Genomic DNA, 20,725 nt, shown 5'->3' with positions numbered 1-20,725 from the left:
GCGCACGTGTGACAAGGCCCCGGATCCTCAGGATCCGGGGCCTTGTCTGTGCGTCGGTGTCCCTGCTGGATCAGCGTGCTGCGCGGGCCGTGGTGACCGAGCGGCCCGGCTCGGAGGCGGGGAACCGGTCGATCATCGCGCGCAGCTCATCGGCGTCGACGTCGGCGCCGAACGGCTCGGTGCCCGGCTGCAGGCGTACGCCGTCGGCGAGCGAGCCGGCGACGACGGGGTCGAAGCCGAGCCGGTCGACGATCTCGGCGACGACGGCCAGGTCGGCCGGGTCGTCGCCGGCGATCGCGATGGCCTTGCGGCCCGCGGTGCCCGCGGGCCGGGCCTCGTCCTCGAGGTCGTGGTAGCCCATGTGGTTGAACGCCTTGACCACCCGCGAGCCGGTGAGGAACGCCTGGACGATCTCGCTGGTCGACGTGGTCGGGTCGGTGAAGTCCTCGCGGAGGCCGTCGACCTCCCACCAGTAGTTCATCGCGTCGATGACCAGCTTCCCGGCCAGGGCATCGGCCGGAAGGGCGCGGTGCTTGCCGAGCGGCAGCGCGAGCACGACCACGTCCGCCTCGAGCGCCGCCTCCTCCGCGGTGGTCGCGGCCGCGCCCGGCGCGAGCACCTCGACGGTCAGCGCGATCTTCGCGGGGTCGCCTGACCCGGCGACGAGGACGTCGTACCCGGCGGCGACGGCGAGCCGCGCGAGCACGGTGCCGACCTTGCCGGCGCCGAGGATCCCGAGGACGCGTGGCGCCTCGGTCACGTGCTTGCTCCGTCGCTCGCCAGCAGCTCGCGCACCCGCGGGATGACCTCGGTGCCGTAGAGCTCGACGGCGCGCATCCGGGCCGCCGCGGGGAACCCGCCGGTGGTGTAGATGAGGTCGAAGCGGCCGACGTCGAGGGTGCGGACGGCGCGCGCGATCTTCTGCGCCACCGTCTCGGGTGAGCCGATGTAGAGCGAGCCGTGGGAGATCTCGGAGTCGAACTCGGCGCGGGTCATCGGCGGCCAGCCCCGATCGGCGCCGATCCGGTCGCGGACCAGCTTGTAGCCCGGCCACACGATCTCGGCGGCCTCCTCGTCGGTGTCGGCGATGAACCCGGGGGAGTGCATGCCCACCGGGTGCGCGACCGTGCCGAACTGCTCGGCGGCGCGGCGGTAGAGGTCGACGTACGGCGCGAACCGGTCGGGCGGACCGCCGATGATCGCGATCATCAGTGGCAGGCCGTAGCGGGCGGTGCGGACGACCGACTGCGGCGAGCCGCCCACGCCCACCCAGGTGTCGAGGTGGCCCGACTCGGTCTTGGGGAACACGTCGGCGTCGACCAGCGGCGCGCGCTTGGTGCCCTGCCAGGTGACCGGCTTCTCCTCGAGCAAGCTTCACGAAGAGCTCGATCTTCTCCTCGAAGAGCACGTCGTAGTCGCGCAGGTCGTAGCCGAACAGCGGGAAGGACTCGGTGAACGAGCCGCGGCCGAGGATGACCTGGGCACGGCCGTTCGACAGCGCGTCGATGGTCGCGAAGCGCTGGAAGACGCGCACGGGGTCGTCGGAGGACAGGACGGTGACGCCCGAGGCGAGCTTGATCCGCTCGGTGCGGGTGGCGATGCCGGCCAGCACGGTGTCGGGCGAGGAGATCGCGAACTCCGAACGGTGGTGCTCGCCGACGGCGATCACGTCGACGCCGAGCCGGTCGGCGAGGACGGCCTCGTCGACGACCTGGCGGATCGCGGCGGCGTACGACAGGCGGTTGCCGTCGGCGTCCTCGGGGAGGTCGCCGAAGGTGTCGAGCCCGAACTCCAGGGACTCGTGGGGCGCGTTCATCGGGGCACTGCCTTTCATCTGGTGCTTCGGAGGCTTCGGGGGGTGGGCGCGGCGGCGGTCAGGGCGAGGGTCAGCTCGCGGAGCGTGCGCAGCTGTCGCTCGGAGAGCGCGCGCGTCATCGCGGTCGCGACGTGCCGGGCGTGGGCGGCGCCGACGCGGCGCTGGACGGTGCGACCCTCGGGTGTGAGCACGATCCGGCAGGCGCGTGCGTCGTCGGGGTCGGCGCGTCGCTCGACCAGCCCGCGCCCCTCCAGGCGCGCGACCATCCGCGAGACCCCGGTCTGGGTGAGCAGGGCGTCGTCGACGAGCTCGCTGATCCGCAGACCCTCGGGGAGGCCGGCCAGCGCGTAGAGCACGCCGTACTCGCGCGGCGGCAGGTCGCCCCACACGTCGGCGCGCTCGAACTCGAGGCTGAGGGTGGCCTGCGCCCGGAAGAGCGCCTCCCACGCCTCGTTCGCGAGTCGCGTCGTCGGGTCCATGCCGCTCTCAACAACATGACTGCGCATGTATTCCCCCGCGAGTCCCGGAGGACCAGAGGTGTAGCCCAGCGGTCAGGGGACCGGTACCTCAGGCGGAGGTGCGGGCGGCGCGCGCTTCCTAGCGTCGAGGTCGTGACGAACCATCTGCCCCGGCTCGGCTTCCGGCCGACCTCCCTGACCGTCGTGCTCGTGCTGCTCCTGGCCGCCGGCCTCACCGCCTGCGGGCAGGACGAGGAGGGGCCCGGCCGGCCGCACGGGCGGTCCGCCACGGGTCTCCTGCAGTCGGCGGACCGCCTCCGCCCGCCGATGCCGAAGGTGCTGGACACCTCCCGTGTCGACATCGCGCGCCTTGACGACGACCTGCGCTCCGCACTCGCGGACGCAGCGCGCGCTGCCCGGGCGGACGGGGTGCGGATCGAGGTCACCAGCGGGTGGCGCAGCCGCGAGCACCAGCAGCGGCTGCTCGACGAGGCCGTGCTGGAGTACGGCAGCCTCGAGAAGGCGCTCGAGTACGTCGCGAGCCCGGACGACTCCGCGCACGTGACCGGCGACGCTGTCGACATCGGCCCGACCGAGGCCGCGGTCTGGCTGGGGCGGCACGGGTCGGCGTACGGCCTGTGCCAGATCTTCGCCAACGAGATCTGGCACTTCGAGCTGGCGACGTCTCCCGGCGGCGAGTGCCCACCGATGTACGCCGACGGGGCCAGCCGGTAGTCCGCTGCGGGCGGCCGTCCAGCCCCCTGGTAGGAACGAACCATGAGGATTCGCAGCATCGGCAACGACACCGTCGGCCGCACGGAGGTCGGCGCCATCGGGCTCGGCCTGATGACCTTCGACCAGACCGGCACCCAGCCCCGAGAGCAGCTGCTCGCCACCGTGCGCGCGGCGCTCGACGCGGGCGTGACGCTCTTCGACACCGCGGACGCCTACGGGCCCGGCGAGGAGAAGGGCGCCCAGGCCCAGGGCGAGAACGAGCTGCTGATCGCCTCGCTGCTCGACGAGCTCGGCGTGCGCGACCAGGTGCTCCTGGCCACCAAGGGCGGCCACGTCCGCACCGAGGGCGGCGGCTGGGGCACCGACAGCACCGACGCCCACCTCAAGCAGGCCGTCGACGACAGCCTGCGCCGCCTCGGTGTCCAGCAGATCGCGCTGTGGCAGCACCACCGGCCCAGCAGCAAGGTTCCCTACGAGGACGTCCTCGCGACCATGCAGGACATCGCCGAGACCGGGAAGGTCCGGATGTTCGGCATCTCCAACGCCAACCCCGAGCAGATCCGCGCCGCCCACGCGGCGCTGGGGGACCACCTGGTCAGCGTTCAGAACCAGTACTCCCCGGCGTTCCGCAGCAGCCGTCCCGAGATCGACGTCTGCGACGAGCTCGGCCTGGCGTTCCTGCCGTGGAGCCCGCTCGGCGGGCTCGGCGACGCCAAGGAGCTGGCGACCAAGCACCCGGCGTTCGCCCGGGTCGCCGAGGCCCGCGGCGTCAGCGCCCAGCAGGTCGCGCTCGCCTGGGAGCTCGCGCAGTCGCCGGTGGTGATCCCGATCCCGGGCGCCAAGCGTCCGCAGTCGATCCAGGACTCCGCGGCCGCCGCCGAGCTCGAGCTCACCGCCGAGGAGCTGCAGGCGCTCGACGCCGACTGACCCCCGACGCCGAGTCGGGAGTTCTGCCCGTCGAGTCCGGAGTTCTCGTCCGGCCGGCCTCCCGGAACTCCCGACTCAACGCTCAGAAGTCACGAATCAACGGCGATGACGGTCTTGTCGCCGGTGCGGGCGACGGCGTGCTCGAAGGCCGCAGCGGCGTCGGCGAGCCGGAAGCGGTGGCTGACCAGGGGGTCGAGGTCCAGGCCGGTGGTGGCGAGCTCGATGGCCCGCGGATAGGTCTCGTGCATCCGGCGCACCATCGCGAACGTGAGCCCCTTGCGACGGGCCACCGCGGCGGGGAACGCCGACAGCGGCGTCGAGGGGATGCCGCCGAGGGCGATCCGGGCACCCGGTCGCACCGCGGTGACCGCCGTCGTGATCGCGTCGTCGACCCCGGCCATCTCGATCGCGACGTCGACACCGCGACCGTTCGTGGCCGACTCGACCGCCGCCGCTGCCTCCTCGGGGGCCCAGGCCTCGTCGGCGCCGAAGCGCAGGGCCGTCTGGCGGCGGTGGGCGAGGGGCTCGCTGAGGAACACCCGTCGCGCGCCGGTACGACGCGCGACGGCCGCCGCGAGGACGCCGATCGGCCCACCGCCGGCGACCAGCACGTCGTCGCCCGGCCGCACGTGCGCGACGCCCACCGCGTGGATCGCGACGCCCAGCGGCTCGAGCAGCGCGCCCGCGTCGTCGCTGAGCCCGTCGGGCAGCGGGAACAGCAGGTGGTCGGGCCACACCAGCGACTCCTGCAGCCCGCCGTCGAGGCCCGCGTGCCCGGCGAACCGGACGTCGGGACACAGGTTCCCGTCGCCGGCGCGGCACTGCTCGCACACCCCGCAGGGGATCGCCGGGTCGACCGCGACCCGGCGCCCGGCGTACGGACCGTCGATCGCGACGCCGGCGAGCTCGTGGCCCGGCACGACCGGCTCGTCGATCGTGACCTCGCCGGTGCCGCCGTCGGTGTACCAGTGGAGGTCCGACCCGCACAGGCCGACCGAGGTGACGGCCACCGTCGACCAGCCCGGTCGCGGGGCTGCTGGAGGGGGGACCTGCTCGACGCGGAGGTCGCCGATGCCGTGGAGTCGGGCCGCTGCTGGCACGCCGTCAACCTACTCTCGGCCACTCCCGACGTGTTGCGCACCCGGACCCGCCAGACTGAGTGCCGTGGAACGATCGACGCTGCGCCGGCTCTTCCCGCGCAGGGTGGCGATCATCTGCGCGGTGGTGCTGGTCGCCCAGGGCGTCGGCCTGGCCCTGCTGGTCCGCGACGTGCGCGAGCCGCGGCCGCACCACGCGCCGGTCGCCGTCGTCGCGCCCGCGATCGTCGCGCAGGCGCTCGCCGACGAGGTCAACGCGCTGCCGGGCCGGCCGCTGGAGGTCACGGCCACCGACGACCGGGACGCCGCGGTCGACGACGTCCGGCACGGCGTGACCGTCGGCGCCGCGCTCGTCGACCTCACCGGCACCCACGACGAGCTGGTGCTCAACGGCGCGACCGACGACCGGCTCGCGCGCGCCGTGCTCGACCAGGTCACCGCGATCGAGCGCTCCCACGGACGCACGCTCACCGTCCGGCACGTCTCCGCCTCGGCGGTCGACGACCACGTCGTACGCCGCCTGGCCGCCGGGTTCGGCGCGCTCGGGTTCGTGCTCGCACTGCTGCTCTCGGCCCGGTTCGGTCCGGTCGCGCGCACCATCCGGCTGGGCACCCGGCGGATCCTCGTGGTCGCGGCGGTGTCGCTGGTGGCCGGGTACGTCGCGGCCAGCGTGCTGCCCGGCGTCAGCGGGCTCGACACCGCGGCGCAGCTGCGGCTCGCCGGCGTCCTGGCGCTCACAGCGGTCGTCGCCGGCACGGTCACGCTCGCTCTGGAGGGCGTCGCCGGGTTCGGCGGACTGGGGCTGAGCGGCACGTTCTACCTCGTCGTCGCGACCCCGCAGCTGCTCGGCACCGACCCGCTGCTCCTCCCCGACCCGTGGCCGCTGCTGTCGGTGTGGACACCGCCGGGTGCCAGCGTCGAGGCGCTCGGCGCGATCGCGCTGTACGGCGGCACCGGGGTCCGCCTCCCGCTGCTCGTGCTCGCGGTGTGGATGCTCGCCTCCGTCCTGGCACTGCTCGTCTCGCGGCGCGAGCGCGCGCGCGAGCAGACCGCGCCGGACGCGGGCCTCGACGAGCCGGTCCTGCTGCACCCGGAGCTCACGCCGGTCGTCCGCCACGGGCGCCTGGTGCGCTGGCGCTGGCGGGTCGCGGTCGTGGTGCTGCCGGCCGCGGTCGCGGCCTTCGCGCTCGTCTCGTTCGTCCCGCGCGACGCCGTCGCCGACGCCGCCGCGGTCGCCAGTCGGGCCAGCGAGACGCAGTGCGTCTCGCCCGGACGCGTGGAGAGCGTGGCCGACCTCAACCGGATCGCCCGGACGGTGCGTGGCGGCCCGGAATTCGAGGGCGGTGACGTCGGCGCCGACACCGAGCTGCAGGACGGGCGCCGACTGATGGTGTTCGGCGACACGCTGCGCAACCCGTCGTTCAACGGCCAGCGCTTCGTGCGCAACTCGATGCTCATCTTCGGTGGCGACTGCATCCAGGCGATCGTCCCGCAGGACCACGGCGCGCTGGTCCCGGACCGACCGAGCGCCCGCTCGACCGGACGGGTGGGCTACTGGCCGATGTCCGCGGTCACCGTGACCCATCCCGGCTACGACCTGGTCGTCGTCACCTGCCAACGGGTGCGCGGCACCGGGGCCGAGGACGCCTTCGGGTTCGAGAACCTCGGTCCCGCGGTGGCCGTGTTCGTCGTCCCGCGCGGTGAGACCCCGCAGCTGGTCGGCGTACGCGACGTCGGCCCGGACGCCGCCGACATCACCCAACCGGTGTGGGGCGCGGCGGCCGCGCTCGACGGCGACTGGCTCTACCTCTACGGCACCGCCAACCCCGACCAGGACTACGTGTTCGGCTTCTCGCTGCGGGTGGCGCGGGTCCACCCCGACGACGTGCTGCGGCCCTCGGCCTGGGAGTACTGGTCGGGCAGCGACTGGGTCGACGACCCCGCGCAGAGTCAGGAGCTCATCCCCGCCGACGGCGGTACGTCGCAGACGCTCTCGGTGTTCCGCGACGGTGAGCGGTGGTATGCGCTGAGCAAGCGCGACGAGTTCCTCGGCAGCGACATCGTCGTCTGGACCGCGCCGGAGCCCTGGGGTCCCTTCGACGACGGCCGTGCGGTCGCGCCCCTGCCCTCCGACGCCGCCGAGGGCCGGCTGCGGTACATGCCGCTGGCCCACCCCGGCCTGCTCCCTCGACCCGGCACCGTCGTGGTGTCCTACAGCCAGAACCGCACGGACGTCGGCGAGGTGGTCGAGGACCCGACGCGCTATCGCCCGCGGTTCCTGCGGGTGCACCTGCCCTGAGGCTCCGGCGGGCAGGGATACTGGCGCCCATGGCGGAGACGAGGGGGACCAGCCGGCGCACCGCGTTCGCGCTCCTGCTGCTGGCGGCGCTCGTGAACCTGCCGCTGGCGCACAGCACGTGGACCGACTCCAGGGTCGAGCGGTCCGGCGTGGAGACGACCGCGACGCTCCTCGCCCACGACGACACCGACCGGCGCGTGAGCTTCACCTTCCCCGAGGACGTCGACCCCGACCAGCGCACCTGGTCCGCCGAGCTCGACGAGACGGCGTACGCCGACGCGGTCGAGTCCGGGAGCCTGGACGTCCGGGTGATCGAGGACGACCCCGCCGCCTACCGGGTCGACGGCGCGGTCGAGAGCCGGGTGCCGCTGGTCGCGACCCTCGTGGCCGACCTGGTGCTCCTGGTCGTCGGGCTCCTGCTCTGGCGCGCCGGCGGGCGGGTGCGGACCCGGCTGCGCAGCCGGCTGCAGGCCGTCGCCCTCGGTGACGTGGAGCGGTGCAAGCCCGAGACCCTGCTCCAACGGCTGCAGGCCGAGGACTACCTCGTGCGTGGTGAGGTGCTCGAGGTCGGTGCGGACCGGGTCGTGCTCGATCTCGGCAACCGCACGATCGAGGTGCTGCTCGACGGGCACGTGAACCCGGTCGGGCACCAGCAGTCCGCGCAGGTGCTGGCCCGGATGGTGGGCTAGCCGGCCAGGACACCCTCGGTCGCCGGGGCCGTCGCGGGCTCGGCCTCGATCAGCGCCGGACGGCGGGAGAGGCCCGAGACCAGCACCGCCACCATCAGCGTGGGCACGAGCAGCACGAAGGCCAGCAGGCCCGACATCAGCAGCGCGGTGATCATGGGGTGTACCTCCAGGGAGTGGGGCTGAGGGTCTTGTGCCCCGGACCGGGGCTGCTCGAAACCCGCGGACGGTGTGATCTCGGCCGCTCGGGCACATCGGCGCGGCCGTCGCTGGGTAGTGGCAAAGCCATGACCCGCTTCACCGCAGGCACGAAGGCCAGCGCCGTCATCGACGCATCCCGCGACCGCGTGTGGGAGGCGCTCACCGACCCCGAGGTCGTCGCGTCGCTGACGCCGTTCGTCACCGCGATCCGGGCGGACGGCGACCACTGGTGCTGGCAGATGACCGGCCTGAAGGTGGCCGGCCTCGGGATCGCCCCGGCGTTCACCGAGCTGATGACGTACGACGAGCCCAGCCGCATCGACTTCCGGCACGACCCGCCGACCGGTGCGACCGAGCGTGCCGGGGTCGAGGGGTGGTACGCGCTGAGCGACGACGCGGCGGGCACCCGCCTGGACACCTCCATGGAGATCACCGTCGACCTGCCGCTGCCCCGAGTGGCCGGTGGCGCGGTGCGCTCGACGATGTGCCGGGTGATCGACCAGATGGGCGAGCGGTTCTCGAAGAACCTGCTCGCCCACCTGGGTGCTCGAGAGGTCGCGTCTCGCGCGTCGACTTCGTCGCCGCGCGGGCCGCGAGATCGATCTTGAGCTGATCAACCGACGGTGTGGTTGCGGTCCGCGAATGGGTTGCGGGCTGCAGCCGCGCGAGCCGGACCGCTTACGACCGCGAGGCCTCCGGCTCCAGGTCGTCGAGCGCGTCGTCGAAGTCGGGGCCGCGCAGGTAGGGGCGCTCGAGCTTCTCGCCCTCGACGTCGACCTCGGGCAGCAGCCGGTCGAGCCAGCGCGGCAGCCACCAGGCGCGGTCGCCGAGCAGGTAGAGCACGGCCGGGATCAGCGCCATCCGCACCACGAACGCGTCGAACACGACCGCGATCGCCAGCGCGAAGCCCATCGACCTGATGATCGGCTCGTCCTGCAGCATGAACGCGGCGAACACCGCGGTCATGATCGCGGCGGCGGCCGTCACCACGCGGGCGCTGTTGCGGAACCCGTCGACCACGGCCTCCTTCATCGGGTAGCCGTGCACGTGCGCCTCACGGATGCGGGTCACCAGGAAGACCTGGTAGTCCATCGCCAGGCCGAACACCACGCCGATCAGGAAGATCGGCATGAAGCTCACGATCGGCTGGCCCTCCATGATCCCGAAGGCACCCTGCTGGAAGACCGCGACGGTCGCGCCGAGCGTCGCGAGCACCGAGAGCAGGAAGCCCAGGGTCGCGGTGAGCGGCACCAGGATCGAGCGGAAGACCAGCATCAGCAGCAGGAACGCGAGCCCGATGACCACGGTCAGGTAGATCGGCAGCGCGTCGCTGAGCCGCTCGGAGACGTCGGTGGTGATCGCGGTCAGGCCGGTCACGCCGGTCTCGGTGCCGGTCTGGCGCTCGATCGAGTCCTGGCCGTCGCGCAGCGCGGTCAGCAGGTTCTCGGTCGCGGTCTCGTCAGGACCCGACGAGGGCGTGACCATGATCTGGGCGCCGGTGCCCGCCTCGTTCATCGCCACGACCTGGGAGTTGTCGACGTCGTCGAGCCCGGCGGTCCAGGCGGTGACCTCGCCGATCGCGGCGCCCCGGTCGGCCTCCGTGACGCCGGTGGCGTCGACGACGACCAGCAGCGGACCCTCGCGACCCGGGCCGAACGCGGCCGACATCAGGTCCGAGGCCTTGCGCTGCGTGGTGTCCGAGGCGGCGGTGCTGTCGGTCGGGAAGGCGAGGTGCAGGTCCTTGAGCGGTACGGCGAGCGCACCGAGCGCCACGACCACCAGCAGCGCGACGGCGACGGGTCGGCGGCCGACGAGCCGCGCCCAGCGGACGCCGTTGTTGAGCACGTGGCCGTCGGGCTCGCGGTGCGGGGCGTAGCGACGCACCCGGCCGCCGAACGCCTTCGACTTCAGCAGGCCGAGGATCGCGGGCAGCAGCGTCAGGGCGACCAGCACCGCGATCAGCACGGTGCCGGCGGCGGCCAGACCCATCGCGGTCAGGAACGGGATCCGGACGACGGCGAGGGCGGTCAGCGCGATGAACACCGTGAGGCCGGCGAACACGACGGCCGAGCCCGCCGTACCGACGGCGATGCCGATGGCCTCCTCGCGGTCCTCGGTGTGGTGCAGCTCGGTGCGGTAGCGGGCCAGGATGAACAGCGTGTAGTCGATGCCGACCGCGAGGCCGATCATCGTGGCGAGCATCGGGGTGCTCGAGCCGATGTCCATGAACGCGGTCATGCCGGTGACGGCGGTGATGCCGAGGCCGACGCCGAACAGTGCGGTGACGATCGGCAGGCCGGCGGCGACCAGCGAGCCGAAGGTCAGCACGAGCACGAGCAGCGCGACCGCGACACCGATCAGCTCCGAGGAGCCGCCGGGCTCGGAGAACGCGCTCATGCCGGTGCCGTTGGCCTCGACGGTGAGCCCGCTCGCGCGGGCGTCGTCCATCACCTCGAGCAGCCGGTCCTGCGTGGCGGGCTCGATGTCCTGCGGGGTCTCGACGTCGTAGTCGAAGGTGATGGTGCCGACCCGGCCGTCCTCGGAGAGGGGGCTGAGCGCGGCCGCGTTCGCCAGTGCCTGCTCGCGCGGGGTGCCGTTCTGCTCCGCGGCGTCGAGCAGCTGCTGGCGCTGCGAGCCGGCGGCGTCGACCGGGTTGGCGAGGGGCGCGTCGTCGGGCACCTGCGGCACCTGGCGCAGCTCGGCGACCAGGTCGTCGACCGCGTTGGCGTACGGCGCCTCCTCGAGCGTGTGGCCCTCCGGGGCGGCGACGACGACGTTCACCGTCGCGCGGTCGAAGGCGTCCACCGACTGCGGGAAGAGCTCCTCCTGCATGTCGGCGGCCTTCTCCGAGGGGATGCCGGGGATCGAGAAGGCGTCGGTCATCGGCTTGGACATCGTGGCGGCGAACGCGCCGACGGCGAGCATGGCGACGAGCCAGCCCGCGAGGAAGATCGGCCACCGCCGGTAGGCGGTCTTGCCGAGACGGTGCAACAGGGTGGCCATGGGTGGCGGGTCTCCTGGTGGGTGGGAAGGGTTCGGGGAAACGGGTGGTGCGGAGCAGGTGGGAACGGGTCAGGCGAGCAGGTCGCGCGCCAGGCGGACGTTCTCGTCGAAGATCTCGGCGACCGGGCGGTCGCCGGGGTTGTCGTTGAGCTGGTTGATCGCGACGTCGAAGACCGCCACGAGCAGGCGCACCAGCAGGCGGGCCCGGGCGGCGCCGAACCCCTCGCCCTCGCGGCGCAGGATGTGGTCGACCAGGTCGCCGGTCACCTGCTCGAAGCGCTCGTGCGCGATCACGATCAGCCGCGGCGTCTGGTGGAGGATGCGGTGGCCGAGCGCCATCACCTCGGGATCGAAGCCCTTCTCGGCGAGGATCGCCGCGGCCAGCGCGGAGAGGTCGTCGACCAGCCGCCCGGTGGGGCCGCCGCGGTGGAAGACCTCGAGCGCCTCGGCCGGCAGCTCGGGCGTGCCGCCGAGGACGGCGTCGACCTTGCCGGGGAAGTAGTTGAACAGGGTGCGCCGCGACACGTCGGCGGCGTCGGCCAGGTCGTCCATCGTCCAGCCGTCGAGCCCCCGCTCGTCGGTGAGCTCCAGGGCGCACCGATGGATGCGCAGCTCGGTCTCCCGCTTGCGGGTCTCGCGGCGGCCGCAGCCGGTGGGCCCGAGATTGCTTGCACTCAACTTCACAAAGTGCAGTTTTGCACGATGCACCTGAAAGTGCACAATTGTGAAGGTCGTCACACGAGCGCCGTCGCGCGCCTCGGCGGCCGGCCGGGTCGTCCGTCATCGTCCCCGGAGGGTCGCCGCCGACTTGCTCGCCGCCACTCCGCCGCGGAAAGGTGCGGTCCATGGCCGCCACCGCGTCGTCGTACTCGATCACCATGCGTCTGCACACCGCCGCCGACAACGGCGTGGTCGGAGCGGTCGCGTCGGCGATCTCCGCCGCGGGCGGCATCGTCACGGGCATCGACGTCGCGGACTCCAGCGCCGCGCGGCTGGTCGTCGACGTCACCTGCTCGGCCAGTGACGCCGAGCACGCCCAGCAGCTCGAGGCCGCCGCCGAGTCCGTGGAGGGCGTCGCGGTGCACCGGGTGAGCGACCGGACGTTCCTGCTGCACATCGGCGGCAAGATCGAGGTCACCTCGAAGGTGCCGCTGCGCAACCGTGACGACCTCTCGATGGCCTACACCCCGGGCGTCGGCCGGGTCAGCCTCGCGCTCGCCGAGAACCCCGGTGACGTGCCGCGGCTGACGATCAAGGGCAACTCGGTCGCCGTGGTGACCGACGGGTCGGCCGTGCTCGGGCTCGGCAACGTCGGGCCCGGGGCGGCGCTGCCGGTGATGGAGGGCAAGGCCGCCCTGTTCAAGCGGTTCGCCGACATCGACGCCTGGCCGATCTGCCTGGCCTCCCAGGACACCGACGAGATCGTGCGGGCGGTCGAGATGATCGCCCCCGGTTTCGGTGGCATCAACCTCGAGGACATCGCCGCCCCGCGCTGCTTCGAGATCGAGCGCCGCCTGCGCGAGAGCCTCGACATCCCGGTGTTCCACGACGACCAGCACGGCACCGCGATCGTGGTGCTGGCCGCGCTGACCAACGCGCTGCGCGTGGTGAAGAAGGACATCACCGACGTGCGCATCGCCGTGTCGGGCGGCGGAGCCGCGGGCACCGCGATCGTCACCCTGCTGCTCGCCGCGGGAGCGCCGGACATCGTGGTCTGGGACCGCGAGGGCTGCCTGTCGCGTGACGACGAGACCCTCCCGCCCGCCAAGCGCGAGCTCGCCGCGATGACGAACCCGCGGCAGGTGCGCGGCGACCTGCGCGCGGCCCTCGACGGGGCGGACGTGTTCATCGGTGTCAGCGGCCCGCGCCTGCTCCAGGCCGAGTGGATCCAGGACATGGCCGACCAGCCGGTCGTGTTCGCGCTGGCCAACCCCGATCCCGAGGTGGACCCCGCGGAGGCGCAGAAGTACGCCGCGGTCGTGGCCAGCGGTCGGTCGGACTACCCCAACCAGATCAACAACGTGCTCGCCTTCCCGGGCGTGTTCCGCGGGCTGCTCGACGCGCGGGCCAGCGAGATCACCCTCGACATGCTGCTGCGCGCCGCCGAGGCGATCGCCCTGGTCGTCAAGGACGACGAGCTGAACCCGGCGTTCATCATCCCGACGGTGTTCCACCCCGACGTGCAGCGCAAGGTGGCCGCCGCCGTCCGCGGCGTCTGATCGGACTCCCCCTGGGGTCATCCCACCTGGCGCGGCCACCAGAACCGGTCGCCGAGGCGCATCGCGATCGCCGGCACCAGCAGCGTCCGCACGAGCAGGGTGTCGAGCAGCACGCCGAGGCAGATGATCGTGCCGAGCTGGGCGAGCACGACCAGCGGGAGCACGCCGAGCACGGCGAACACCGCCGCGAGCAGGATGCCCGCGCTGGTGATCACGCCACCGGTGGCCGACAGTGCCCGCAGCATGCCGTCGCGCGACCCGTGGCCGGCCGACTCCTCGCGGGCCCGCGTGACGAGGAAGATGTTGTAGTCGACGCCGAGCGCGACGAGGAACAAGAACGCGAACAGCGGCACCCCGCTGTCCATCGCGCCGAAGCCGAGCGGGCCGGTGAACAGCCACCACGAGGCACCCATGGCGGCGGCGTACGTCGCGACCACGGTGAGCACCAGCAGCACCGGGGCGACCGCGGAGCGCAGCAGCAGCACCAGGCCGCCGAGCACCAGCACCAGGATCAGCGGCACGATCAGCCGCAGGTCGCGGTCGGAGCCCTCGCGCTCGTCGATGGCCTCGGCCTCGGAGCCCGTGACGTGGGCGTCGTACGGTGCGACCGCGTCGCGCAGCGCCTCGACGGTGTCGGTGTTCTCGCCGGAGCGGCCGGAGAGCACCGCGTCGATGACGCTCACGCCGTTGCCACTGTCGGAGACGCGGGCCGAGGTCACGCCCTCGACCGAGCGGACCGCGTCGAGGACCTTCTCGGGCGAGCCGGTGGTGACCACCTGGGTCGGATCGGCGGTGCCGGCGGGGAACGACTCCGCCAGTCGCGTGGCGGCGCTGATCGCCTCCGGCTCGTCGAGGAACTGCTCGGCCTGGTCGAGGCCGAGGTCGATGCGGAAGAGGCCGATCGCCATCACCGCGAGCAGCAGCAGCGACCCGGTGATCACCGTGCCGGGCCGGCGGGCGACCCGCTCGCCGATCTTGTGCCAGACCGTGCCGGACTCGACCATCACGGTCTCGCCGACGTGCGGCACCCGCGGCCAGAACACCCAGCGGCCGAACAGCACGAGCGCCGCGGGCAGGACCGCCAGGGCGAAGGTCGCAGCGACCACGACGCCGACCGCACACGCAAGGCCGAGGCCCCGGGTGGTGGGCGTGAGCGAGAGCAGCAGCGTCAGCAGGCCGAGGACGACCGTGGTGGCGCTGGCGATCACCGCCTCCGCCGTACGCCGCAGCGCGTGCGCCATCGCCTGGTAGCGCGACTCCTCGGTGCGCAGCTCGTCGCGGTAGCGCGAGATCAGCAGCAGCGCGTAGTCGGTGCCGGCGCCGAACACCAGCACCGAGAGGATGCCGACCGTCGACTCGTCCCAGGCCACGTCGACCGCGGCCATCACCTGCGTCGCGAGCACGGCGGCGAGCCGGTCGGCGATGCCGACCACGGCCAGCGGGACCAGCCACAGGACAGGGCTGCGGTAGGTGATCACCAGCAGCACCGCGACCACGAGCGCGGTGACCAGCAGCAGCCGGGTGTTGGCCCCGTCGAACACCGCGGCGAGGTCGGCCTGGACCGCGGCGGGCCCGGTCACCTGCGCCTCCACGCCGTCGGGTGCCGCCTCGTCCGCCGCCGTGCGCAGCTCCTTCACGGTGTCCGCCACCTCGGTCGCCGACCCGGAGGGCACGGGGATCGCGAGCAGTGCGGCCGTGCCGTCCTCGGACGGGACCAGCGGGCTCGCCTGCTCCCCGGCCGGCGTACCGCCGCGGGAGCCCAGGTCGCCGGCGGCGTCGCGCAACGCGGTCAGCTGGACCCCGGAGAGCTCGCCGTCCTTGGCGGTGAACAGCACGATCGCAGCCGTCGAGACGTCCTCGGGGAGCCGGTCGAGCAGCGCCGTGCCCTCCGTGCTGTCCAGACCCGCCGGCAGGGAGTCCGTGCTGCGGTCCGCGCGATCGGCCTCGCCCACGGCGCCGATGAGCACCAACGCCAGCAAGAATGGGACGAGCGCGACGAGCACGGCCGAGCGGGGTCCGGTGACCAACGCGGCGATGCGGTGCGACATGGGAGCCTCCGAGGCGAGGGTTCGGTATGATCGCTAATCAGGTTAGACATCAAGTGGGTGAAACAAAAATGGCGGAAGCCGAGTCGTCCGGTCCGGCGACCGAGTTCGCCGACGCCTGGCGCCAGACCGGGAGCCTGGTCGCGCTGCGTGAGGCGATCGAGGCCGGAGCCCGGGTGCGACACGTCGTCGCCCGGCGGGCCGGGCTCGGCGACTCCGACCTGGTCGCGCTCCAGCACCTCGTCCGCGGCCCGCTCGGCCCCGCCGAGCTGGCGCGCCTGCTCGAGGTCAGCACCGCCGCCTCGACCGGGATCGTCGACCGGCTCGCCGAGCGGGGACACGTCGAGCGCCACCCGCACGCGGCCGACCGCCGGCGCACCGAGGTGCGGGTGACGAGCTCGGGGCGCGAGGAGGTGCTCGCGCACCTGCTGCCGATGTTCACCGCGCTCGACGCGTGGGATCGCTCCTTCACCGACGACGAGCGGGCGCTCGTCGAGCGCTACCTGCGCGGCGTGCGGGCGGCCTTCGAGCAGGTCGCGGGGCCGGCGCCGGTGCTGCCGGCAACCACTCAGCCGCCGCCCTCGGAGGCGTAGAGCGCCGCGCCCACCACGCCGGCCTTGTTCAGCAGCGCGGCGGGGATGATCTCGGTGTCGAGGTCGAGCAGCGGCAAGAACTCCGCGGAGCTCTTGCTGACCCCGCCGCCCACCACGAAGAGCTCGGGGGAGAACAGCTTCTCCAGTGTGCGGTAGTACGTCGTGAGCCGCTTGGCCCAGTGCTCCCACGACAGGTCCTCGCGCTCACGGGCGCTGTTGGCCGCGCGCGACTCGGCGTCGTGGCCGTCGATCTCGAGGTGGCCGAGCTCGGAGTTGGGGATCAGCACCCCGTCGTGGACCATCGCCGAGCCGATCCCCGTGCCGAGGGTCGTCACGATCACCAGGCCCGACCGGCCCCGCGCCGCGCCGTACCGGACCTCGGCGAAGCCGGCGGCGTCGGCGTCGTTGACCACGTGCACCTCGCGGCCGGTGGCCTCGGTGAAGAGCCGGTCGGCGTCGGTGTCGATCCAGGACTTGTCGATGTTGGCGGCCGAGCGCACCACCCCGTGACGCACGACGCCGGGGACGGTCACGCCGACGGCGCCGGTGCACTCGGGGAACTGGGAGAGCAGCTCGACGAACACCTCCGCGACCCGCTGCGGGGTGGAGGGCGCGGGGGTCTTGATCCGGACCCGCTCGGCGGCGAACTCGCCGGCGTCCAGGTCGACCGGAGCGCCCTTGATGCCGGTGCCCCCGAAGTCGATGCCGAAGGGCTGGAGCGCTGTCGGGGCGTTCGGGGCCATTCGGCAACCCTAAACTGCGTGGCATGTCGGCGCACGAGACCCGGATGCTCATCCTGGGTGCCGTCGCGCTCTTCGAGCCGGTCAACGGCTACCAGATCCGGCGCGAGCTGCTGTCGTGGCAGGTGGACCGGTGGGCGAAGACCAACCCGGGCTCGATCTACCACGGCCTCACCTCGCTGACGAACCTCGGTCACCTGGTCCGCCACGACCTCCTCGACGGCGGCCGCGAGGTCGCTGTCTACGAGCTCACCCCCGCCGGCCGCGACGAGCTGCACCGGCTGTTGATCGAGTCGCTGGAGACCGTCGACGCCTTCCAGCGCACGGCGTTCCACGTCGCCTTCTCGATGCTCCCGCTCCTCGACCGGGCGCAGGTCCAACGCTCGCTCACCGCCCGGCGGGTCGCGCTCGAGGCGGCGGTCAAGGAGCTCGCCGACCACCGGCCCGGTGAAGCCCCGCCGCACGCGACGCGCAGCATGCTGCTCTGGCTGGACATCGCGGTCGCCGAGCTGGCCTGGCTGCGCGAGACGATCGAGGAGGTCCGCAGCGGTGCCCTCGCGTTCGAGATGGGCGAGGAGTGGGGCTGGGCGCCACCACCCGAGGACCCGGGGTGGCAGATGAACGCCGAGCGGGAGAAGTACCGCGCGCTACTCGGCCGCTGACCGCTTGCGGGTCCGGGCCGATCTCGTCGTCGTGGTCACGGTCGGCAGGGAACGGGTCTCGGGGGCGGCGGCCGGGGTCGCCTCGGCGGCCGCTGGCGGCGGAGGCTCGGCGGCGGACGTCCTCGGGGCCGCCTTCTTCGCGGCCTTCTTCGCAGACGTCTTCTTCTCGGTCGTCTTCTTCGCGGCCGTGTCGGTGCCCGCGGCCCGCTTGCGCGGCGGTCGCTGGGAGCGCAGCCGGACCCGGGGCTGGCCGCCGTCGGGGTGATCGAGGTCGAGGTAGGCCTGCGCGCCGGCCAGGGCGCTGAGGCGCGGGAAGCCGTAGTGGCGCGGGTCGAAGGCCGCGTGGGTCTTGCCGAGGTAGGTGCCCACCGAGCCGAGCGACGACCAGCCGTCGTCCTGTGCGGTGCTCCTCACGGCCGCCTCGAGGATCGTGCGCAGATCGGGGAGTGAGTCGGCCTCGGACTCGGCGTCCGGCCCGGCCTCCTGGTCCGTCGTGGAGGAGGCGTCCCGGTCGGACTCGTCGCGCAGCACCTCGAGGAAGATGAACTTGTCGCACGCCGCCTGCAGCGAGGCCGGGGTGCGCCGGCGGCCGAGTCCGTAGACCGTCTTGCCCGACTCGCGCAGCCGGGTCGCGAGGCGGGTGAAGTCGCTGTCGCTCGAGACGATCGCGAACGCGTCGAGGTTGCCCGAGTAGAGCAGGTCCATCGCGTCGATGATCAGTGCGGAGTCGGTGGAGTTCTTCCCGACGGTGTTGGCGAACTGCTGGATCGGCTGGATCGCGTGCCGGGCGAGCTCGGACTTCCAGCCGGTGAGCTGCTGGGTCGTCCAGTCGCCGTACGCCCGCTTGACCGTGGGGACGCCGTACCGCGCGAGCTCGGCGAGGAGGTCCGCCGCGTGGGAGGCGGAGACGTTGTCGGCGTCGATGAGGACGGCGAGGCGCACGTCGGCGGGTTCGGTCACGCCCCACTCCTACCACGGCCTAAACCGGGTGCCGCGCGCCGCGCCACCTGCGACTCTCGAGACGTGCCCACCGAGCTCACCATGGCCCGTCACCTCGACGGCCTGCGCACGGCGATGATCGCGTTCGTCCGGTACGCCGACCGCGCCGGACTCGCCGCCGCCGTGCCGACGTGTCCGGAGTGGACCGTGCGTGAGCTGGTCGCCCACCAGGGCATGGTGCACCGCTGGGCGGCCGCGCTGGTGCGCGGCGAGCAGGACGTCGACCCCGACGCCGTCGAGGCCACCGGGCGCGCCGAGCCGGATCCGTTGGAGTGGCTGCGCGACGGGGCCGTCGACCTCGCCGCCGCGCTGACGCGCGCACCGGCAGACCTGCGCGCGCCGGTCTTCCTGCACGATGCGCCGCCGGCACGGGAGTTCTGGGCCCGCAGGCAGTGCCACGAGACGACCGTGCACGCCGTCGACGCCCTGGCCGCGGCGCTCGGGCGCTACCCGAGCGCCGAGGAGACCTGGATCGAGGCCGACCTCGCCGCGGACGGGATCGACGAGCTGCTCGGCGGGTTCGTGACCCGGCCCCGCTCGCGGTTGCGCTGCGAGGAGGACGCCGTGCTGGTCGTCGACCCCGACGACGTCGCCGACTGGTGGCGCGTCGAGCTGGGGCCGCGCCCCGCGGTGACGACGCGCGGCCGCGGAGTGGCGGACGAGGGCGACTGGGAGCTCGACGGCAGCGCGGTCGAGCTCTACCTCGCGCTGTGGAACCGGGGCCGGGGGCCCGGCGTCGGGCCGGACCTGGAGACCGCCTGGCGCGAGCGCGCCGCCGTCACCTGGAGCTGAACGCGACGCGGAGCTCTGACCCTCCCGACGGTCTCGGAGCGATGAGTCGTGCCGGCCGGGGCGGTCAGACCGCCGGGACGGCTTGACGCCTGCTCGTCAACGTTGAACACTGCTGTTCAAACTTGAACACAAGGAGATGTCCATGATCGAGGCACGGGGACTCGTGCAGACGTTCCACACGGGGCGCGGCAAGGCGATGAAGGAGGTGCATGCCGTCGACGGGGTCGACCTCGACGTCCACGAGGGCGAGGTCGTCGGCTTCCTCGGCCCCAACGGGGCCGGCAAGACCACGACGCTGCGGATGCTCACGACGCTGCTCAAGCCGACGGCCGGCACGGCCCGGGTGGCCGGCTACGACGTGGCGACCCAGTCGGTGCAGGTGCGGCGCAGCATCGGCTACGTCTCCCAGGTCGGTGCGACGTTCTCCGGCGCCTTCGCCGGGGACGAGGTCGTCGACCACGGGATGCTCTACGGGATGTCGCGCGCCGACGCCGTACGCCGCGGGCAGGAGCTGTTCGCCCAGCTGCAGCTCGACGGGCTGTGGAAGCGGATGCCGAAGAACATGTCCGGCGGCCAGAAGCGCCGCCTCGACGTCGTGATGGGCCTGATCCACGACCCGCGCCTGGTGTTCCTCGACGAGCCGACCACCGGCCTGGACCCGCAGGCCCGTGCGAACCTCTGGGAGCACATCCAGGGTCTGCGCTCCCGCCTGGGCGCCACGGTCTTCCTCACCACGCACTACCTCGACGAGGCCGACGTGCTGGCCGACCGGATCGTGATCATCGACCAGGGCCGCATCGTCGCCTCCGACACCTCCGACAACCTCAAGGCCCAGGTCGCGGGAGACCTCGTCGACCTCGAGGTCGTCGACCCGGCCCAGGTCCCGGTGGCCGCGGCGCGCCTCGCGTCGCTGGTGCACGGGTCCGGCGGTGCGGACGGCGTGGAGACCGACGGCCGGCACGTGCGAGCGCGGGTGCCGCGAGCGGGCCGCGTCGTACCGGGCCTGCTGCGCGACCTCGACAGCGCCGGCGTCGACCTGGACTCGATCGAGGTGCTGCGCCCCACGCTCGACGACGTCTTCTTGTCCCTCACCGGCCGGTCGCTGCGCGACGCGGACTCGGCCGACGCCCCCACCCAGCCCGAGGAGGTGCTGGCATGAGCGCCGGCAGCAGCCCCGCAACCACCTTCGTCCGGGAGAGCTCGATCGTCTTCCGCCGCCAGATCCGGATGAACCTGCGCAACCCTGCCTGGGTCCTGATCGGGATCATGCAGCCGGTGCTCTACCTGCTGCTGTTCGGCCCGCTCCTCAAGCCGCTGGTCGGGTCCTTCGACACCGGGACGACCAACGCCTACACGTTCCTGGTGCCCGGGCTGCTGGTGCAGCTGGGGATGTTCGGTGCGTTCTTCGCCGGCTTCGGGCTGATCGGCGAGTGGCGCGAGGGCGTGATCGAGG

At 72.9% G+C, this 20,725-nt stretch carries 20 protein-coding genes and 2 pseudogenes; 11 read left to right on the top strand and 11 right to left on the bottom strand.

Translation table 11 applies throughout. The annotated features are described in order from the left end of the window. Positions 1–70: 70 nt before the first annotated feature. From Q0L15_RS19880 to Q0L15_RS19865, 4 genes and pseudogenes are all read right to left on the bottom strand, one after another. Positions 71–760: an NAD(P)-binding domain-containing protein gene (locus tag Q0L15_RS19880; protein ID WP_296606341.1), complete on the bottom strand. Its 690-nt coding sequence runs from the start codon at positions 758–760 to the stop codon at positions 71–73. Next, complete coding sequence (locus tag Q0L15_RS19875) at positions 757–1,371, bottom strand: LLM class flavin-dependent oxidoreductase (RefSeq protein ID WP_296606340.1); 615 nt, start codon at positions 1,369–1,371, stop codon at positions 757–759. Before Q0L15_RS19875 ends, Q0L15_RS19880 begins: the two co-directional genes overlap by 4 nt. A gap of 61 nt (positions 1,372–1,432) precedes the next feature. Next, a pseudogene (locus tag Q0L15_RS19870) lies at positions 1,433–1,816 on the bottom strand (LLM class flavin-dependent oxidoreductase); the annotation flags it as partial. Positions 1,817–1,830: 14 nt separating this feature from the next. Then, positions 1,831–2,295: a MarR family winged helix-turn-helix transcriptional regulator gene (locus Q0L15_RS19865; RefSeq protein ID WP_296606339.1), complete on the bottom strand. Its 465-nt coding sequence runs from the start codon at positions 2,293–2,295 to the stop codon at positions 1,831–1,833. 132 nt (positions 2,296–2,427) lie between these two features. Here Q0L15_RS19865 and Q0L15_RS19860 point away from each other — a divergent pair, with 132 nt between their 5' ends. After that, positions 2,428–3,009 (top strand): M15 family metallopeptidase, encoded by a 582-nt coding sequence (locus Q0L15_RS19860; protein ID WP_296606337.1) that lies wholly within the window; start codon positions 2,428–2,430, stop codon positions 3,007–3,009. Between the two features lie 42 nt (positions 3,010–3,051). Next, on the top strand, positions 3,052–3,936 hold the full coding sequence (locus Q0L15_RS19855) for an aldo/keto reductase (RefSeq protein ID WP_296606335.1): 885 nt from the start codon (positions 3,052–3,054) through the stop codon (positions 3,934–3,936). An 89-nt stretch (positions 3,937–4,025) separates the two neighbouring features. Here Q0L15_RS19855 and Q0L15_RS19850 read toward each other — a convergent pair whose 3' ends face one another. Next, positions 4,026–5,036 (bottom strand): alcohol dehydrogenase catalytic domain-containing protein, encoded by a 1,011-nt coding sequence (locus tag Q0L15_RS19850; RefSeq protein ID WP_296606334.1) that lies wholly within the window; start codon positions 5,034–5,036, stop codon positions 4,026–4,028. Positions 5,037–5,100: 64 nt separating this feature from the next. Here Q0L15_RS19850 and Q0L15_RS19845 point away from each other — a divergent pair, with 64 nt between their 5' ends. Further along, complete coding sequence (locus Q0L15_RS19845) at positions 5,101–7,332, top strand: DUF4185 domain-containing protein (protein WP_296606332.1); 2,232 nt, start codon at positions 5,101–5,103, stop codon at positions 7,330–7,332. A gap of 29 nt (positions 7,333–7,361) precedes the next feature. Beyond that, positions 7,362–8,021 carry a hypothetical protein gene (locus Q0L15_RS19840; protein WP_296606330.1) on the top strand — a complete coding sequence of 220 codons (660 nt, stop codon included), beginning with the start codon at positions 7,362–7,364 and terminating at the stop codon, positions 8,019–8,021. Here the strand turns inward: Q0L15_RS19840 and Q0L15_RS19835 are convergent. Continuing rightward, complete coding sequence (locus Q0L15_RS19835) at positions 8,018–8,176, bottom strand: hypothetical protein (RefSeq protein WP_296606328.1); 159 nt, start codon at positions 8,174–8,176, stop codon at positions 8,018–8,020. The two genes, Q0L15_RS19840 and Q0L15_RS19835, sit on opposite strands and share 4 nt — an antisense overlap. 129 nt (positions 8,177–8,305) lie before the next feature. On the opposite strand from Q0L15_RS19835, the gene Q0L15_RS19830 reads away from it, so the two are divergent. Then, the gene (locus Q0L15_RS19830) at positions 8,306–8,827 is read left to right on the top strand and encodes an SRPBCC family protein (RefSeq protein WP_296606326.1); all 522 of its coding nucleotides are present in this window, start codon (positions 8,306–8,308) and stop codon (positions 8,825–8,827) included. Between the two features lie 70 nt (positions 8,828–8,897). Here the strand turns inward: Q0L15_RS19830 and Q0L15_RS19825 are convergent, their stop codons facing one another. Both Q0L15_RS19825 and Q0L15_RS19820 read right to left on the bottom strand, forming a co-directional pair. Then, positions 8,898–11,222, bottom strand: coding sequence for an MMPL family transporter (locus tag Q0L15_RS19825; RefSeq protein ID WP_296606325.1), 2,325 nt, complete (start codon positions 11,220–11,222; stop codon positions 8,898–8,900). A gap of 69 nt (positions 11,223–11,291) precedes the next feature. Continuing rightward, the gene (locus Q0L15_RS19820) at positions 11,292–11,900 is read right to left on the bottom strand and encodes a TetR/AcrR family transcriptional regulator (RefSeq protein ID WP_296606323.1); all 609 of its coding nucleotides are present in this window, start codon (positions 11,898–11,900) and stop codon (positions 11,292–11,294) included. A gap of 167 nt (positions 11,901–12,067) precedes the next feature. On the opposite strand from Q0L15_RS19820, the gene Q0L15_RS19815 reads away from it, so the two are divergent. Then, on the top strand, positions 12,068–13,441 hold the full coding sequence (locus tag Q0L15_RS19815) for an NAD-dependent malic enzyme (protein WP_296606322.1): 1,374 nt from the start codon (positions 12,068–12,070) through the stop codon (positions 13,439–13,441). Between the two features lie 17 nt (positions 13,442–13,458). Here the strand turns inward: Q0L15_RS19815 and Q0L15_RS19810 are convergent, their stop codons facing one another. Beyond that, entirely contained in the window at positions 13,459–15,489 is a 2,031-nt protein-coding gene (locus tag Q0L15_RS19810; RefSeq protein WP_296606320.1) for an MMPL family transporter, read from the bottom strand. Between the two features lie 68 nt (positions 15,490–15,557). On the opposite strand from Q0L15_RS19810, the gene Q0L15_RS19805 reads away from it, so the two are divergent. Next, a complete protein-coding gene (locus Q0L15_RS19805; protein ID WP_296606319.1) occupies positions 15,558–16,079 on the top strand; it encodes a MarR family transcriptional regulator in 522 nt (173 codons plus the stop codon). On the opposite strand, the gene ppgK is transcribed toward Q0L15_RS19805, so the two are convergent. Beyond that, the gene (gene ppgK / locus Q0L15_RS19800; protein ID WP_296606317.1) at positions 16,055–16,822 is read right to left on the bottom strand and encodes a polyphosphate--glucose phosphotransferase; all 768 of its coding nucleotides are present in this window, start codon (positions 16,820–16,822) and stop codon (positions 16,055–16,057) included. The genes Q0L15_RS19805 and ppgK overlap by 25 nt on opposite strands. Positions 16,823–16,845: 23 nt before the next feature. On the opposite strand from ppgK, the gene Q0L15_RS19795 reads away from it, so the two are divergent. Continuing rightward, a complete protein-coding gene (locus tag Q0L15_RS19795; protein ID WP_296606316.1) occupies positions 16,846–17,481 on the top strand; it encodes a PadR family transcriptional regulator in 636 nt (211 codons plus the stop codon). Here the strand turns inward: Q0L15_RS19795 and Q0L15_RS19790 are convergent. Further along, positions 17,467–18,441, bottom strand: a complete 975-nt coding sequence (locus tag Q0L15_RS19790; RefSeq protein WP_296606314.1) for an NYN domain-containing protein — start codon at positions 18,439–18,441, stop codon at positions 17,467–17,469. The genes Q0L15_RS19795 and Q0L15_RS19790 overlap by 15 nt on opposite strands. Positions 18,442–18,504: 63 nt before the next feature. Here Q0L15_RS19790 and Q0L15_RS19785 point away from each other — a divergent pair, with 63 nt between their 5' ends. The 3 genes and pseudogenes from Q0L15_RS19785 to Q0L15_RS19775 all read left to right on the top strand — a co-directional run. Continuing rightward, positions 18,505–19,272, top strand: a complete 768-nt coding sequence (locus Q0L15_RS19785) for a maleylpyruvate isomerase family mycothiol-dependent enzyme (RefSeq protein WP_296606313.1) — start codon at positions 18,505–18,507, stop codon at positions 19,270–19,272. 142 nt (positions 19,273–19,414) lie between these two features. Beyond that, positions 19,415–20,431, top strand: coding sequence for an ATP-binding cassette domain-containing protein (locus Q0L15_RS19780; RefSeq protein WP_296606312.1), 1,017 nt, complete (start codon positions 19,415–19,417; stop codon positions 20,429–20,431). Continuing rightward, a pseudogene (locus tag Q0L15_RS19775) lies at positions 20,428–20,725 on the top strand (ABC transporter permease); the annotation flags it as partial. The gene Q0L15_RS19780 and the pseudogene Q0L15_RS19775, both read left to right, overlap by 4 nt.

The organism is Nocardioides sp. (assembly GCF_024509035.1).
GTDB lineage: Bacteria > Actinomycetota > Actinomycetes > Propionibacteriales > Nocardioidaceae > Nocardioides.
The sequence above is the reverse complement of the archived record's forward strand: the minus strand, read 5'-3'. Positions and strand labels throughout refer to the sequence as shown.

Bases quoted from the DNA above. Each gene is read 5' to 3' on its own strand.
- Q0L15_RS19815 (WP_296606322.1), top strand. From the start codon at position 12,068: ATGGCCGCCACCGCGTCGTCGTACTCGATCACCATGCGTCTGCACACC.
- Q0L15_RS19855 (WP_296606335.1), top strand. From the start codon at position 3,052: ATGAGGATTCGCAGCATCGGCAACGACACCGTCGGCCGCACGGAGGTC.
- Q0L15_RS19795 (WP_296606316.1), top strand. From the start codon at position 16,846: ATGTCGGCGCACGAGACCCGGATGCTCATCCTGGGTGCCGTCGCGCTC.
- Q0L15_RS19830 (WP_296606326.1), top strand. From the start codon at position 8,306: ATGACCCGCTTCACCGCAGGCACGAAGGCCAGCGCCGTCATCGACGCA.
- Q0L15_RS19835 (WP_296606328.1), bottom strand. From the start codon at position 8,176: ATGATCACCGCGCTGCTGATGTCGGGCCTGCTGGCCTTCGTGCTGCTC.
- Q0L15_RS19865 (WP_296606339.1), bottom strand. From the start codon at position 2,295: ATGGACCCGACGACGCGACTCGCGAACGAGGCGTGGGAGGCGCTCTTC.
- ppgK (WP_296606317.1), bottom strand. From the start codon at position 16,822: ATGGCCCCGAACGCCCCGACAGCGCTCCAGCCCTTCGGCATCGACTTC.
- Q0L15_RS19840 (WP_296606330.1), top strand. From the start codon at position 7,362: ATGGCGGAGACGAGGGGGACCAGCCGGCGCACCGCGTTCGCGCTCCTG.
- Q0L15_RS19825 (WP_296606325.1), bottom strand. From the start codon at position 11,222: ATGGCCACCCTGTTGCACCGTCTCGGCAAGACCGCCTACCGGCGGTGG.
- Q0L15_RS19780 (WP_296606312.1), top strand. From the start codon at position 19,415: ATGATCGAGGCACGGGGACTCGTGCAGACGTTCCACACGGGGCGCGGC.
- Q0L15_RS19805 (WP_296606319.1), top strand. From the start codon at position 15,558: ATGGCGGAAGCCGAGTCGTCCGGTCCGGCGACCGAGTTCGCCGACGCC.
- Q0L15_RS19810 (WP_296606320.1), bottom strand. From the start codon at position 15,489: ATGTCGCACCGCATCGCCGCGTTGGTCACCGGACCCCGCTCGGCCGTG.